The 14,219-nt window shown below is 73.8% G+C and carries 13 protein-coding genes; 10 read left to right on the top strand and 3 right to left on the bottom strand.

All coding sequences use genetic code 11. From position 1 onward, the window contains the following. Positions 1-220: 220 nt before the first annotated feature. Positions 221-2,359, bottom strand: a complete 2,139-nt coding sequence (locus ACFY6S_RS13405; RefSeq protein WP_388815401.1) for a prolyl oligopeptidase family serine peptidase — start codon at positions 2,357-2,359, stop codon at positions 221-223. A gap of 170 nt (positions 2,360-2,529) precedes the next feature. On the opposite strand from ACFY6S_RS13405, the gene ACFY6S_RS13400 reads away from it, so the two are divergent. The 8 genes from ACFY6S_RS13400 (at position 2,530) to ACFY6S_RS13365 (ending at position 10,241) form a co-directional block, all read left to right on the top strand. Then, positions 2,530-2,724 (top strand): hypothetical protein, encoded by a 195-nt coding sequence (locus tag ACFY6S_RS13400; protein WP_388815399.1) that lies wholly within the window; start codon positions 2,530-2,532, stop codon positions 2,722-2,724. Between the two features lie 128 nt (positions 2,725-2,852). Beyond that, positions 2,853-3,758 carry an N-acetyl-1-D-myo-inositol-2-amino-2-deoxy-alpha-D-glucopyranoside deacetylase gene (gene mshB, locus ACFY6S_RS13395; protein ID WP_388815397.1) on the top strand — a complete coding sequence of 302 codons (906 nt, stop codon included), beginning with the start codon at positions 2,853-2,855 and terminating at the stop codon, positions 3,756-3,758. After that, entirely contained in the window at positions 3,755-4,165 is a 411-nt protein-coding gene (locus ACFY6S_RS13390; protein WP_388815395.1) for a DUF6113 family protein, read from the top strand. Before mshB ends, ACFY6S_RS13390 begins: the two co-directional genes overlap by 4 nt. A 197-nt stretch (positions 4,166-4,362) precedes the next feature. Then, the gene (locus tag ACFY6S_RS13385; RefSeq protein WP_388815393.1) at positions 4,363-6,456 is read left to right on the top strand and encodes a hypothetical protein; all 2,094 of its coding nucleotides are present in this window, start codon (positions 4,363-4,365) and stop codon (positions 6,454-6,456) included. 269 nt (positions 6,457-6,725) lie between these two features. Beyond that, positions 6,726-7,661, top strand: coding sequence for an ABC transporter ATP-binding protein (locus ACFY6S_RS13380; protein ID WP_388815391.1), 936 nt, complete (start codon positions 6,726-6,728; stop codon positions 7,659-7,661). Next, positions 7,658-8,395, top strand: coding sequence for an ABC transporter permease (locus ACFY6S_RS13375; protein ID WP_388815389.1), 738 nt, complete (start codon positions 7,658-7,660; stop codon positions 8,393-8,395). The genes ACFY6S_RS13380 and ACFY6S_RS13375 overlap by 4 nt, the downstream gene beginning before the upstream one ends. A 65-nt stretch (positions 8,396-8,460) precedes the next feature. After that, a complete protein-coding gene (locus ACFY6S_RS13370) occupies positions 8,461-9,618 on the top strand; it encodes a sensor histidine kinase (protein ID WP_388817887.1) in 1,158 nt (385 codons plus the stop codon). After that, positions 9,615-10,241 carry a response regulator gene (locus ACFY6S_RS13365; RefSeq protein WP_388815387.1) on the top strand — a complete coding sequence of 209 codons (627 nt, stop codon included), beginning with the start codon at positions 9,615-9,617 and terminating at the stop codon, positions 10,239-10,241. The genes ACFY6S_RS13370 and ACFY6S_RS13365 overlap by 4 nt, the downstream gene beginning before the upstream one ends. Before the next feature lie 64 nt (positions 10,242-10,305). On the opposite strand, the gene ACFY6S_RS13360 is transcribed toward ACFY6S_RS13365, so the two are convergent. Beyond that, complete coding sequence (locus tag ACFY6S_RS13360; RefSeq protein WP_388815385.1) at positions 10,306-11,154, bottom strand: transglutaminase-like domain-containing protein; 849 nt, start codon at positions 11,152-11,154, stop codon at positions 10,306-10,308. A gap of 17 nt (positions 11,155-11,171) precedes the next feature. Continuing rightward, positions 11,172-12,197 carry a GNAT family N-acetyltransferase gene (locus ACFY6S_RS13355; RefSeq protein ID WP_388815383.1) on the bottom strand — a complete coding sequence of 342 codons (1,026 nt, stop codon included), beginning with the start codon at positions 12,195-12,197 and terminating at the stop codon, positions 11,172-11,174. A gap of 140 nt (positions 12,198-12,337) precedes the next feature. Here ACFY6S_RS13355 and fdxA point away from each other — a divergent pair, with 140 nt between their 5' ends. After that, a complete protein-coding gene (gene fdxA / locus ACFY6S_RS13350) occupies positions 12,338-12,658 on the top strand; it encodes a ferredoxin (RefSeq protein WP_114622457.1) in 321 nt (106 codons plus the stop codon). Positions 12,659-12,815: 157 nt separating this feature from the next. Continuing rightward, complete coding sequence (gene dapC / locus ACFY6S_RS13345) at positions 12,816-13,922, top strand: succinyldiaminopimelate transaminase (protein WP_388815380.1); 1,107 nt, start codon at positions 12,816-12,818, stop codon at positions 13,920-13,922. Positions 13,923-14,219 lie beyond the last annotated feature (297 nt).

Genomic DNA, 14,219 nt, shown 5'->3' with positions numbered 1-14,219 from the left:
ACCAATTTCTTTAACACGCAGGCAACTTCGCCGACCCGTCACCGATATACGGACCCGGCAATCTGAATGACGTACGGCCGTGCGGGTGCCGTGAACCGGCCGGGGCTTCCAGGAGCGCCGGCCGGTTGCCCGTGTGCCCGTACCTCCGCCGTTCCGTGCGCCCCCTCCGGCCGAGGAGCCGGGGAGCCGGGGAGACCGGGTACGCGCCGCGTCGTCGCCGCTACTTCATCTCCAGCGACCGCTTCAGGAAGTCGACCTGGAGCAGCAGCAGATTCTCCGCGATCTGTTCCTGCGGCGTCATATGGGTCACGCCGGTCAGCGGCAGCACCTCGTGCGGCCTGCCCGCGGCGAGCAGCGCCGCCGACAGCTTCAGCGAGTGCGCCACCACCACGTTGTCGTCGGCCAGCCCATGGATGATCATCAGAGGCCGCGCCGGGTTCTCCGGAGCCGACAGGCCGTCGTCCGTGACCAGCGAATGGGCCGCGTACACCTCCGGCTCGTCCTGCGGGGTGCCGAGATAGCGCTCCTGGTAGTGGGTGTCGTAGAGCCGCAGATCGCTCACCGGGGCGCCCGCGACGCCCGCGTGGAAGACGTCCGGGCGGCGCAGCACCGCGAGCGCGGAGAGATAGCCGCCGTACGACCAGCCGCGGATCGCCACCCGGCCGGTGTCGAACGGGAACCGCCCGGCCAGCTCCTGGACCGCCTCGACCTGGTCGTCCAGCGTGAGCAGCAGATTGCGGTGCACGGCCTTCTCCCAGCCGGGGGAGCGCCCCGGCGTGCCCCGGCCGTCCGCGACGAGGACCGCGAACCCCTGGTCGGCGAACCACTGCGAGGTCAGATAGGCGTTCTGCGCGGCGACCACCCGCTGCCCGTGCGGGCCGCCGTAGGGGTCGAGCAGGACCGGAAGCGGGCCGTCCGACTCCTGGTGGCCGCGGGGCAGCAGGACGGCGCACGGGATGCGCCGGGGGCCGGCCTCGGTGAGTCGCGGACGCGCCGTGAGCACCGGCGTCTCGGCGTACGAGTCGATCGCGACCGGCCGCCGGCCCTCCCTGAGCACCCGCACGCGGGCCCCGGAGGTGTCCGGCCGCGCGGACACCAGGACGGTCACCGCGCCCGTACGGACGGCCGTGTGCACCCCCGCACCCGCCGAGAGCCGCTCGACGCCCAGCTCGTTCACCCGGTACACATGGATCTCACCGGTCTCGGGAGCCTCGGCCTCCTCACCCGCCGACGCCGAGACCAGCACATCCCGCTCGCCGATGTCCAGCACCGCGCGCACGTGCAACCGCGCCCCGGTCAGCGGCCGGTCGCCGACCACCAGGACCCGCGCGCCGCCCTCGTCGGCGATCCGGACCAGCCGCCCGTCCGGCGCCCAGGCGGGCACCCCGGCGAACAGCTCCAGCCACGCCGCGTCCTCGTCCCGGTGCACGGGGGTGGTGGCGCCGGTGGCGGGGTCCACCGCCAGATACACGGCCTCGCGCTGGTCACGGCTCTGCACCAGCAGCAGCGGCGCGCCCGCCGCCGACCAGTGCACCCGCGCCAGATACGGGTGGCGGGCCCGGTCCCAGACCACCTCCGTCCGCGATCCGTCCAGGCCGACGAGGAGGAGCCGCACATCGGCGTTGGGCGTGCCGGCCGCCGGGTAGGCGATCCGGACCGGCTCCCGGTCCGGATGCGCGGGGTCGCTGATCCACCACCGCCGCACCTCCGCCGTGTCGACCCGCGCGACCAGCAGCCGGTCGGAGTCGGGGGACCACCAGAAGCCGCGCGAGCGGCTCATCTCCTCGGCCGCGATGAACTCCGCGAGACCGTAGGCGACATCGGCACCCTCGCCCTCCGCGCGCCCCGCCAGCTCCCGGTCCCCCTCGCCGTCCGCGCCCGTCACCCGGAGCGCGCCGTGGGCCACGTACGCGATGTGCCGGCCGTCCGGCGAGGGCCGGGGGTCGAGCACCGGACCGGGAACGGTGAGCCGGCGCGGCTCCCCGGCCCGCAGCCCGACCGCGTAGAGGCGCCCTGAGAGGGCGAACGCGGCGAGTTCGGCCTCCGCGTCCACCGCGTACCCGACGATGCCTCCAGAGCCCTCTCGTGACCGTTCCCGCCGCGCCTGCTCCTCGGCCGACAGGTGCTCCCGCGCGCCGCTCAGCAGTACCTCGGGATCGGCGGCGATCCGGGCCTCCCCGTCCGGGTCGCCGAGATTCTGTACCCAGAGGCGGTTTACGCGATCCGTACCGGATCCGGAGCGCAGGAAGACCACGCGCGCGCCGTCCGGGGAAACAGTGAACGAGCGCGGGGCACCGAGGGTGAACCGCTGGGTTCTGGCGTGCTGACGTGGGAACGAGAGCTGCTGCGGCGAAGTCATACGGGCGAACCTAGCCGGAGCGCGACGGTCCGTGCGCCCCCATGTGCTGCCGTGCACCGATCGATGCGTACGCACGGATAGTTATGATCCGTAGCGATAGGTGGGTAGGAATCTGCCGGGCACATGCATGCTGTGCTTTCCCGGCCGAATATCTATGGAGGTGAACCGCCGTGGCACTCTCGATCTCCGTGGTGGTGCTGCTGGCGATCGTCGTCTTCCTGCTGGTCCGGAAATCCGGGCTGAAAGCGGGACACGCGGTGGTCTGCATGCTGCTCGGTTTCTACATCGCCAGTTCCTCCATCGCCCCCACCATCAGCGAACTCACCACGAACGTGGCGGGGATGATCGGTGGCATCAAGTTCTAGTGCGCCTCGCGCACCGGAACGCCCCGGACGGGTTCAGCGCCACGCGCCGTCCCGGGTCACCGCCCCTCGGCCGACGCCGTCGCCCACTGGCCGGGGGGCCGGCTCGTCCTGCCTCGTAGGCTGTCCCCATGACCGATCTACCCGCCCGCCGTCTGCTGCTCGTGCACGCGCACCCCGACGACGAGTCGATCAACAACGGCGCCACGATGGCCAAGTACGCGGCCGAGGGCGCCCTTGTCACCCTGGTGACCTGCACCCTCGGCGAGGAGGGCGAGGTCGTCGTGGCCGACCTCGCCCATCTGGCGGCCGACCGCGACGACCGTCTCGGCGAGCACCGCGTCGGCGAACTCGCCGCCGCCATGGGAGAGCTGGGCGTCACCGACCACCGCTTCCTCGGCGGCCCCGGCCGCTTCCGGGACTCCGGGATGATGGGCGTCGCGCAGAACGACCGGGAGAACGCCTTCTGGCAGGCGGACCTCGACGAGGCCGCCGGGTACCTCGTGGAGGTGATCCGCGAAGTGCGCCCCCAGGTCCTGGTCGCCTACGACCCGAACGGCGGCTACGGCCACCCCGACCACATCCAGGCCCACCGCGTCGCGACGCGCGCCGCGGCCCTGGCGGCCGACGGCGGCTTCCGGCCGGGTTCCGGCGCCCCGCACGCCATCGACAAGATCTACTGGAACCGGGTGCCGCGCTCCGTCGCCGAGGAGGGCTTCGCCCGGCTGCGCGCGTCGGGCGCGGATTTCCCCGGCGTCGCGGAGATCGACGACCTCCCGGGCGTGGTCCCCGACACGGAGATCACCGCCGCGATCGACGGCACGGCCCACCGGGAGCGCAAGACCGCCGCCATGCGCGCCCATGCCACGCAGATCGCCGTGGACGGCCCGTTCTTCGCGCTCTCCAACGACCTCGGGCAGCCGATCTTCGCCACCGAGTACTACCAGTTGGTCCACGGCGCCTCCGGAGCGGCGGCGGGAGAACGTGAGAGCGACCTCTTCGCCGGAATCGCCGGGAACCGCGGGGCGAACGGATGAGCGGGCAGCAGCCGGGCTCGTTCCTGGCCGGACCGGTCAAACCCGCCCGGATCGCCGCGTACTTCGGCCTCGCCGTGCTCGGGGTGCTCGTCGCGATCGCGGGATCGCTCGTCCAAGGCGGCTGGTTCCCTGGCGGGTTGGTGCTCGCACTGCTCGCCACCGCCGGGCTCTTCTACGGCGGACTGCGGGCCACCGGCACCCAGATGGGCGTGGGCGCCCCGGCGGCCGGCTGGCTGATCGCCGTGATCCGGCTGAGCTTCGGCCGGGCCGAGGGGGACGCGGTCTACTTCCTCGCGGGCGTCGGACCGCTCGTCTACCTGCTCGGCGGGATGGCGGTGGCTGTGATGTGTGCCACGATGTCGCGGTTGCCGCAACCGGGCACTCAGTCGGGCCGTATTGGGATGTGACGCGTCCGGCCGCCGCCGAATTGACCTCGGCCGTACGGTCGGCGGAGCATCGCTTGCCTCGGCCGTCGGGTCTCTGTCGGTGGAGGCCAGTATGGTGGTGCGCGCTCCGGGCCTTCCCCTCCGCCACCGGCGGTGGGGGACCTGAACAGCTGAGTACCAGTAAGAACGGGCGGCGGAGCCAACCGGGAGAACCTGCTTTGAGTCGTGAAACTGACAGTTCGTCCTCCGGGCCCCAGGGGCGCGGCGGAGCCGCGTACCCCTCGGGGACGCCGCCGTACGGCACCCGCCAGTATCCGTCGCTGCATCCCCAGCAGGACGCTCCGGAGGAGACGGAGACCGGGCCCGCGCCACAGCCCGACGAGCCCAGAACCGAGACCACGCTGACCACGCGTATCCGGATCAACATCCCGGGATCCCGGCCGATCCCGCCCGTCGTGATGCGTACGCCCGTGGCCGAGGGCGAGAGCACCAACGGCCGGGGCGTCCCGGCCGCCGAGCGGACGGCGAGCATCCCCCGGCCCGAGGTGCCGGCGGACGCCGCCGAGCCCCTGCGGCCCGAACCCGCGCCGCAGGAGCCGGCCGAGGAGAAGGCGACGCCCACCAGCGACTGGTTCGCCCCCCGCAAGCCGGCCCCCGCCGCCGGTACGGGCACCGGCACGGGAGCCGGTTCGGCCGCCGGTATGGGCGCGGGAGCCGCCGCCGTCTCCGGGAGCGGCGCCCGCGCGGAGTCGCCGTATCCCTCGGAGCCGTACCCGTCCCGGGGCTCCGCCCAGGACGGCCCGTCCGGGACCGGCGGTCCGCTCGACGGACCCGGCTCGGAAGCGGGCGCTTCCGGCGCCGCGTCCAACGGCTTCACACCGGGCCCGATCACCCCGCCGCCCGGCACCCGTCCGCCCGGCACGGACGGCGGACCCAGCGGTCCGACCACCGGGCCGGTCACCGGCGGGCTCTCGCTGGGCACCCCGCCCGCCTCCCTGGGCACCCCGCCCGCCGGCGGCGCGCCCCGGATGTCCGACGACACCGCCGTACTGACCCCGCAGCAGCACGCCCCCGTACCCGAGCGCGGCCCTGGTGTGCCCGGCGGCCACGTCTCCGGTGACACCCTCACCAGCGGTATCCCGGTGGTGCCGCCGGAGCACCACGGGGACTTCCCCGGCTCGGGCCCCGGAACGGGCGGGCCGGGTGGCGCTCCGCGCGCCGGCGCCCGGCCCGGCGCCGACGGGCCGGGCCAGGAGCAGGGCTTCTCCGCGCCGGACTTCCCCGGCCCGGTCGGCTCCGCTCAGGGCACCCCGCCCGCCGGCCCCGCCCCGGACGCGGCGGCCCCGGCGACCACGCCCGCCAAGAAGAAGGGCCGCTCGAAGCTGACCCTCCTCGGCGCGGCCGTCGTCGTCCTCGGCGGCGGCGCCTACGGCGCGGGCCTGCTGGTGAACCACTCCGAAGTGCCCAAGGGCACCACCGTCCTCGGCGTCGACATCGGCGGCGGTACCCGCGAGGCGGCCGTCGCCAAGCTCGACAGCACCCTCGGCGAGCGCGCCGCCAAGCCCCTGCGGCTCGACATCGGCGGCAAGACGGAGGAGCTGTCCCCGGACAGGGCCGGACTCAGCTTCGACAGCCAGGCCACCGTGCGCGACGCGGCGGGCAGCGACTACAACCCCGTCTCGGTGATCGGCTCCCTCTTCGGCGCCGCGCGTGTCGCCGAGCCGGTGATCCTCGTGGACGAGGAGAAGCTCAGCGCCGCGCTCTCCGATCTGGCGGGTACCTCCGGGTCCGCCACCGAGGGGACGATCACGTTCGAGCCGGACAAGGCCGTCGCCGTACCCGGCAAGTCGGGCAAGGCGCTGGACGTCAACCACTCGATCATCTCGACGCGGGACGCCTACCGCACCCAGGTCCAGACGGGCCGGACGAACCCGGTCGAGCTGCCCGTCACCACCCGTGAGCCGACGGTCGGCCAGGCGGAGCTGGACCGGGCCATGAACGAGTTCGCCAAGCCCGCGATGTCCGGTCTGGTCACCATCCAGGCCGGTGGCAAACAGATCCAGTTCGGTCCTTCCCGGTCCCTGCCGAAGATCCTCTCCATGAAGCCGGTCGACGGAAAACTGGTCGAGGTCTACGACAGGAACGCCATCGACCAGCTCCTCGAAGGCGTCTTCGACGGCATCACCATCACCAAGGGCGACGGCAAGCAGTACCCCGTCTCCTCCGCCGACGTGGCGCAGGCGATGCAGAAGGCGCTGCGGGGCAAGACCCCCGTCGAGCGCACGCAGACGATCGATCTCGACCCCAGCTGATCCGGCGTCCGGCTGATCGGGCGTCCGGCTGATCCGGCGTCCGGCTGATCGGGCGCCCGGCTGATCCGACGCCCGTCTCATCCGAGGCGGCCGACCGGGCACCGGGCGACCCGGCCCCGGCCGACCGGACCGGCCTTGTTCTCGGCAGCATCGGTGCCCCCGCCCCGTCCGGCGGGGGCACCGTCATGTCCGCCGGATGACGGATGTCATGCCGGGTCCACGATGTGCGGCACTGCCGGGGGAAGCCGTCCCCGGTGGAGGCTTGCCGTATGACGACAACGGCAGTGCGCACCACCGACGTGGTGCGCTTCGACAAGGTCAGCAAGAGCTACGGGGACGTACGCGCCGTCGACGGCCTCACCCTGACGCTCCGCCCCGGCGAGACCGTGGCGCTCCTCGGGCCGAACGGCGCGGGCAAGTCCTCCACCCTGGATCTGCTGCTCGGTCTGCGCCAGGCCGACTCCGGGACCGTCACCCTCTTCGGTACCACCCCGCGCGAGGCCATCGCCGCCGGACGGGTCGGCGCGATGCTCCAGAGCGGCGGCCTGATGGAGGACGTGCGGGTCCGCGAACTCGTCGCGCTCGCCTGCGCGCTCCACCCCAGGCCGTTCCCCGTCTCCGAGGTGATGGCCGGGGCCGGGATCACCCAGATAGCCGACCGCATGGTCAACAAGCTCTCCGGCGGCCAGGAGCAGCGCGTGCGCTTCGCCCTCGCCACCGCGGGCGCCGGCGACCTGATCGTCCTGGACGAGCCGACCACCGGTATGGACGTCACCTCCCGCCACGCCTTCTGGGCCACCATGCGCGAGCGGGCGCGGGAGGGCCGCACGGTCCTGTTCGCCACCCACTACCTGGAGGAGGCCGACGCGATCGCGGACCGGGTGCTGGTCCTGCACCGGGGCCGGCTGCTGGCCGACGGCACCGCCGCCGAGATCAAGGCGCGGGCCGGGGCGCGCAGGATCTCCTTCGACCTCGAACCCCCGCACGGCGGCGCGGTGGACGAGAGCGCCCTGCGCGCCCTGCCGTTCCTCAGCGCCCTGTCGGTCTCCGGCAGCACCGTGCGCATCCAGTCGCACGACGCCGACGCGACCGTCCACGCGCTGTACGGGCTGGGGCTCTACCCGCGCAACCTCGAAGTCGCGGGGCTCGGCCTGGAGCAGGCTTTCGTCGCCATCACCGAGGCCGAGGAGGCCAGGACCGCGTGAACACCCTGATCAAGCTCGAAATCGCCCGCACCCTGCGGAACAAGAAGTTCATGTTCTTCTCGGTGGTCTATCCCTCGGCACTCTTCCTGATGATCGCGGGCCCGCAGGGCAACAGCGAGGTCCCGGGCACCGGCCTGCCGATGGGGGCCTTCTACATGGTCGCGATGGCGTCGTTCGGCGCGCTCACCGCCGTGCTCATGGGCAACAGCGAGAAGATCGCCAAGGAGCGTGAGAAGGGCTGGGTGCGCCAGCTGCGGCTCACCACGCTGCCCGGACGCGGCTACGTACTCGCCAAGATGGCCGCTGCGGCCGTGGTCACCCTGCCGTCGATCGTCGTGGTGTTCGTCGTCGCGAGCGTCTCCAAGGACGTACGGCTCGACCTGTGGCAGTGGCTCGCCCTCACCGGGGTCATCTGGGCGGGCAGCCTGTGCTTCGCCGCGCTCGGGGTGGCGCTCGGCTATCTGGTCTCCGGCGACGCGGTCCGCCCCGTCACCATGATCACGTACTTCGGGCTCTCCATACTCGGCGGCCTGTGGCTGCCGGTCACCACGTATCCGCGGTGGCTCCAGAACATCTCGGAGTGGCTGCCCACCCACGCCTACGCCGGCCTGGGCCAGGCCATCGAGCTGGGCGCCGCTCCGCATCCGGAGGACGTGGCCATCCTGGTCGGATACTTCCTGGTCTTCGCGGGCGGCGCGGCCTGGCTGTACCGGAAGGACACACTGAAGGCGTGAGCAACGAGACCGTCGTCCCCGTGGGGCGGCCACCGGTGAACCGCCGTCAGTCCCTCGCCAAGCTGATGTGGATCCTCATCTGGCTGACCTTCCTCGGCGCCCCGCTGAGCGATCTCCTCGGCCCGCACCACACCACGTGGGCCGACGCGCTCGGCGGGGTCGGGCTGCTCGTCTTCGTGGCGGCCTATCTGCTCATGGTCTTCCGGCACACCAGCAAGCCGTTCCGGCCGCGCAGGGTCTGCACCACCCTGGTCCTGCTGTGCGCGCTGGCGGTTCTGCTCTGCCTCACCATGGGGCCCACGTGGCTGGTGCTGTTCGTGTATGTCTCGGTGACCGCGGGGGCGGCCCTGCCGGGACCGATCGCCTGGGTCACCATCGTCGCCGTCACCGGCCTGATGGCCCTGCTCGGTCTGCACCAGGACGACGCGACCGACTTCCTCACCGGCCTGGTGATCCCGGCGCTGCTCGGCGGCTTCGCCATGTCGGGCATCCGGCAGTTGATCCGTACGTCGGTCGATCTGCGCCAGGCACGGGCGACGGTGGCCGAACTCGCCGCCAACGAGGAGCGGCTGCGGCTCGCACGCGATCTGCACGACCTCCTCGGCCACTCCCTGTCCCTGATCACCCTCAAGAGTGAACTCGCCGGACGGATGCTCCCCGGTCGGCCGGACCGGGCCGCCGAACAGGTCGCGGACATCGAACGGGTCAGCCGCCAGGCGCTGAAGGACGTACGGGAGGCGGTCACCGGCTACCGCAGGCCCACGCTCCCCGGCGAACTGGCCGGTGCCCGTACGGCGCTGGCGGCGGCCGGGGTCGCCGCCGACGTCCCGGCCGGCCCGCCCGCCGCGCTGTCCGGCGGTCGGCTCGCCGAGGAGAGCGAGGCGGCGCTCGCCTGGTCGCTGCGGGAGGCCGTCACCAATGTCGTCCGGCACAGCGGCGCCCGACGCTGCGTGATCGCCCTCACCCCGCGCCAGACCCTGAAGGGGCCGGTCCTCGAACTCACCGTGGAGGACGACGGGAGCGGCGGAGCCGCCACCCCGTACGGCAACGGCCTCACCGGCCTGGGCGAACGCCTCGCGGCGGTGGACGGCACCCTGGAGACCCGGACCTCCCGCAAGGGCTTCCTCCTCGTCGCACGCGCGCCGACCGGGGTGACCGGGGCGACCGGGGCGACCGGGGTGACCGGGGCGCCGGACGGCCAGGACCTAGGATCCGGTGCATGAGCGGCACGGTCGGGGACACGATCAGGGTTCTTCTCGCCGAGGACCAGTCCATGGTCAGGGAGGCGCTGGCGGCGCTGCTCGGGCTCGAACCCGATATCGAGGTGGTCGCCCAGGTCGCGCGGGGCGACGAGGTGGTGGACGCCGCGCTGGCGGGGGACGTGGATGTCGCGCTGCTCGACATCGAGATGCCGGGCATGACGGGCATCGAGGCCGCCGCCGCCCTGCGCGAGGCGCTTCCCGCGCTCAAGGTGGTCGTCCTCACCACCTTCGGGCGCCCCGGCTATCTGCGCCGCGCCATGGAGTCGGGGGCCGCCGCCTTCCTGGTGAAGGACGCCCCGGCCGCGCAGCTCGCGGACGCGGTGCGGCGGGTCCTCTCCGGTGAGCGGGTCATCGACCCCACCCTGGCCGCCGCCGCGCTCGCCGAGGGCGCCAATCCGCTCACCGAGCGGGAGCGCGAGGTCCTGCGGGCGGCGGCCGACGGCTCCACCAACGCGGAACTGGCCGTCGCGCTGCACCTTTCGCCGGGCACCGTGCGCAACTACCTCTCGACGGCGATCCAGAAACTGGCGGCCCGCAACAGGGCGGAGGCGGTAGGGATCGCGCGCGAGAAGGGCTGGTTGTAGGGCCGCTCGTCCGGATGCCGGGCCCCCCGGTTTCCAGGGGGGGAGCCGTTCGACGGCGGCCCGGTCAGTTCAGGCGGGCCCGCGCCGCCCGCGCCCGGCGGCGGATCGCCTCCGCCGTGGACGGCTCGACCGCCGCCACCACCCGCGCGTACTCCTCCATTTCCGCCGCCCCGCGCAGGAACTCCCCGCGCTGTACGAGCAGTTGCGCGCGGTCGTAGCGCAGCCGCGCCGGATGGGCGGGCAGCAACAGGGCCAGCTCCACCGCCCAGAGGGCCACATCGGTGCGTTCGGGCCGGGCCGCCGCCCAGGCGCGGATGTTGTTCAGGACGCGCTGGACGATGTCGAGCGGCCCCGCGGGCGTGAACCCCGGTCCGTCCGGCGACGGGCCGCCGGCTCCGGGCGCCCCCGCCACCAACGCGTCCGCCTCCTGGCCGGTCAGCAGCCGGCCCGCCGCGAACGGGTCGGCGAGCACCCGCTCGCCGGGCCCCTCCGGGTCGCCGAAGCCGACGACGAAGTGGCCCGGCAGCGCCACCCCGTACACCCGCCCGCCGGCCCTGCGGGCGACCTCGATCCACACCACGCAGAGCAGGATGGGCAGCCCCCGGCGGTGGCGCAGCACCTCCGGCAGCAGCGAGGACTCCAGCCGCCCGTAGTCGGCGGGTCCGCCGTGGAAGCCGCAGCGGGCACCGAGCAGTTCGGCGAGCGCCGCCGCCCAGGCGCGCGGCCCGGACAGCCCGTGCGGCAGCAGCCCGGCCAGCCGGTCCAGCTCCTCCTCGGCCTCGTCGAGCCCCGCCTCGCCGAGGGACGGCTCGCCCTCAGCGCCCACGAGCAGGCAGAGCGCCGCCAGGTCGGGGCGCCGGGCGCGGGCCTCCTCGGCGAAGCGGCGGCGCGGTTCGGTGGATTCGGGGTGCATACCGGCCTCGTACCCGTTCAGGGCGATCGGAAGTGCTGGTAGTGGTGGTGGACCGTGAAACCCATACCGTCGTACAGGGCGCGCGCCGGGTCGTTGTCCGTCTCGACCTGGAGCCAGGCGGCGGACGCGCCCTCCTCCAGGGCGCGGCGGGCGAGCGCGGTCATCACGGCGCCCGCCAGACCCCGGCGGCGGTACTCGGGGCCGACCTCCACGGCCATGAACCCCGCCCAGCGGCCGTCGGTCACACACCGGCCGATCGCCGCCGGAACGTCGCCCTCGCCGGGCATGGTGGCGAACCAGACGGACGGTCCCGCGCCCAGCACCTGGCGGACCTGGGGCCCCGGCGTCCCGGTCCGCTGGTAGCGGCGCAGCCAGCTCTCGTCGAAGGCCCGGTCCAGGCGGACCCGCGCCACGTCGGCGTCGCGGTCCCCGAGCGGCGCGAGCGCGCCGGTCCGCACCTCCGCCGTCACCTCGGAGCGCCAGCCGCGCCGCTCCAGCTCCGTGCCCAGCTGCTCCTGGGTGCCCGCGGCGCCGGTCGCGACCTGGACGTACGCGGGCAGCCCGCGTACGCCGTACCACTGGCGGGCACGCGTCAGCGCCGCGTCCAGCTCCATCCCGGGGTCCCCGAGCGGCAGTACGGAGTTGGCCCGGCGGGTGAAGCCCACCCGCCCCCGGCCGCCGGGCGCCGGGCCCGCAGCGGCCCGCAGCGTCCACCCGCCCAGCCGCTCGCTCTCCACCGGCTGCCAGGCGCGCGCGCCGGCCTGCGCCAGCTCCTCGAAGGTCGCGGCGGGGCCCCGGCGCCTGGCCGGGGCGGCCGGCACCACCTTGCCCGCGACCAGGGCGGCCTCGGGGACGCGGACGCGTTCACCGGTACGCCGTGTGATGAGCAGCACACCGCTGTCCCAGGATGTGAGAACGCCGACCGTGTCGGTGAACTTCTCCGTACCGGGACCACCGCTCGTCAGCTGTCTGACTGATACCCGTTTGCCCACGTCAGCGGGTGTCACCCGGACCTCAAGCCGTCCGCCCGTAGTGAATTCCACAGCTCTGTCCGCCCCTCCTGTTCGGATCGCGCCCAAGAACGGAGATACTAGTTGTGGGCATCGACGACGCCGCGCTCCCGCGCGCCTGTGGACGGAGCCGCAGATCGGCCCGCCGCGCCCTATCGAGGAGGAACGACAGCGTGACCTACGTCATCGCGCAGCCTTGTGTCGACGTCAAGGACAAGGCGTGCATCGAGGAGTGCCCGGTCGACTGCATCTACGAGGGCTCGCGGTCCTTGTACATCCACCCGGACGAATGCGTCGACTGCGGAGCCTGTGAGCCGGTCTGCCCGGTCGAGGCGATCTTCTACGAGGACGACACCCCGGAGGAGTGGAAGGACTACTACAAGGCGAACGTCGAGTTCTTCGACGAGCTGGGCTCGCCCGGTGGTGCTTCCAAGCTCGGCCTGATCGAGCGCGACCACCCCTTCGTCGCCGCGCTGCCGCCCCAGAACGGCTGACAGCGCGCCCCCCGGTCCCGTACGGCTCGCCGCTGTGCGGGACCGAGGTGTTTCCCGGCCCGCCGGACGGCCCTGGCCTCCCGGCCGGCCGGTTGGGCCGCACGGATAGGGGCCCGCACGAGTACGGGGCCGCACGAGTACGAGAAAGAGTGAGCACGTGTCCGCAGTCTCCCCGCGAGTCTCCTCGCGCCTTCCCGTCTTTCCCTGGGACAAGCTGGAGCCGTACAAAGCGACGGCGGCGGCCCACCCGGACGGCATCGTGGACCTGTCCATCGGTACGCCCGTCGACCCCGTTCCCGCGCTGATCCAGCGGGCGCTGACGGCCGCCGCCGATTCGCCCGGGTATCCGACGGTGTGGGGCACGGCGCGGCTGCGGGACGCGCTGACCGGCTGGGTGGAGCGACGGCTCGGCGCGCGAGGGGTGGCGCACACCAACGTGCTGCCGGTGGTCGGTTCCAAGGAGCTGGTGGCCTGGCTGCCGACGCAGCTGGGACTCGGCGCGGGCGACCGGGTCGCCTTCCCCCGGCTCGCGTACCCGACGTACGAGGTGGGGGCGCGGCTCTGCGGCGCCGAGCCCGTCCCGTACACCGACCCCACCGAGCTGGACCCGGCCGGGCTGAAGCTCCTGTGGCTCAACTCGCCGTCGAACCCGACGGGAGCGGTGCTGCCGCGCGAGGAGCTGGCGCGGATCGTGGCCTGGGCGCGCGAGCACGATGTGCTGGTCTTCAGCGACGAGTGCTACCTGGAGCTGGGCTGGGAGGCCGAGCCCGTCTCCGTCCTGCACCCGGACGTCTGCGGCGGTACGTACGAGGGCGTGGTCGCCGTCCACTCGCTCTCCAAGCGCTCCAACCTGGCCGGATACCGCGCGGCCTTCCTCGCGGGCGACGCGGAGGTCCTGGGCGAGCTGCTGCGGATCCGCAAGCACGGCGGGATGATGACCCCCGCGCCGGTGCAGGCGGCGACGGTCGCGGCGCTCGGTGACGACGCGCACGTACGGGAGCAGCGGGAGCGGTACGCGGCCCGCCGCACCGCCCTGCGCGCCGCACTGGAGGGGCACGGCTTCCGTATCGACCACAGCGAGGCGAGCCTCTACCTGTGGTCGACGCGCGACGAACCGTGCTGGGACACCGTGGCCCACCTCGCCGGGCTGGGAATCCTCGTCGCACCCGGTGACTTCTACGGTCCGGCGGGGGAGCGGCACGTGCGGGTGGCGCTGACGGCCACGGACGAGCGGATCGGGGCGGCGGTCAAGCGGCTCGGCTGACCGCCGGGCGGGGACCCGGTGCGCACGGGGCGGTGGGGCCGGGGGGGGGGGGGGCCCCCGCCCCCCCCCCGGCCCGGGGGGGGGGGGCCCCCCCCGCCGAGCGCGCGGGGGCGGCCCGGGGGTTGGGGCGGGGGGGGGCGGGGGGGGGGCGGGGGGGGGGGGGGGGGGGGGGGGGGGGGGGGGTGTGGGGGGGGGGGGGGGGGGCGGCCCGGAGAACGAGCCCCCTCCCGTCCCCGCCCGCTCCCGTCCCCGCCCGTCCCCGCCCGCTCCCGTCCCCGCCCTCTCCCGCCCCCGCCC

Source organism: Streptomyces sp. NPDC012835 (assembly GCF_042900885.1).
GTDB lineage: Bacteria > Actinomycetota > Actinomycetes > Streptomycetales > Streptomycetaceae > Streptomyces.
The sequence above is the reverse complement of the archived record's forward strand: the minus strand, read 5'-3'. Positions and strand labels throughout refer to the sequence as shown.

What these genes read in the sequence shown, in the direction of transcription:
- ACFY6S_RS13405 (WP_388815401.1), bottom strand. Translation starts at nt 2,359, where the DNA reads ATGACTTCGCCGCAGCAGCTCTCGTTCCCACGTCAGCACGCCAGAACC.
- mshB (WP_388815397.1), top strand. Translation starts at nt 2,853, where the DNA reads ATGACCGATCTACCCGCCCGCCGTCTGCTGCTCGTGCACGCGCACCCC.
- ACFY6S_RS13390 (WP_388815395.1), top strand. Translation starts at nt 3,755, where the DNA reads ATGAGCGGGCAGCAGCCGGGCTCGTTCCTGGCCGGACCGGTCAAACCC.
- ACFY6S_RS13380 (WP_388815391.1), top strand. Translation starts at nt 6,726, where the DNA reads ATGACGACAACGGCAGTGCGCACCACCGACGTGGTGCGCTTCGACAAG.
- ACFY6S_RS13370 (WP_388817887.1), top strand. Translation starts at nt 8,461, where the DNA reads ATGTGGATCCTCATCTGGCTGACCTTCCTCGGCGCCCCGCTGAGCGAT.
- ACFY6S_RS13365 (WP_388815387.1), top strand. Translation starts at nt 9,615, where the DNA reads ATGAGCGGCACGGTCGGGGACACGATCAGGGTTCTTCTCGCCGAGGAC.
- ACFY6S_RS13360 (WP_388815385.1), bottom strand. Translation starts at nt 11,154, where the DNA reads ATGCACCCCGAATCCACCGAACCGCGCCGCCGCTTCGCCGAGGAGGCC.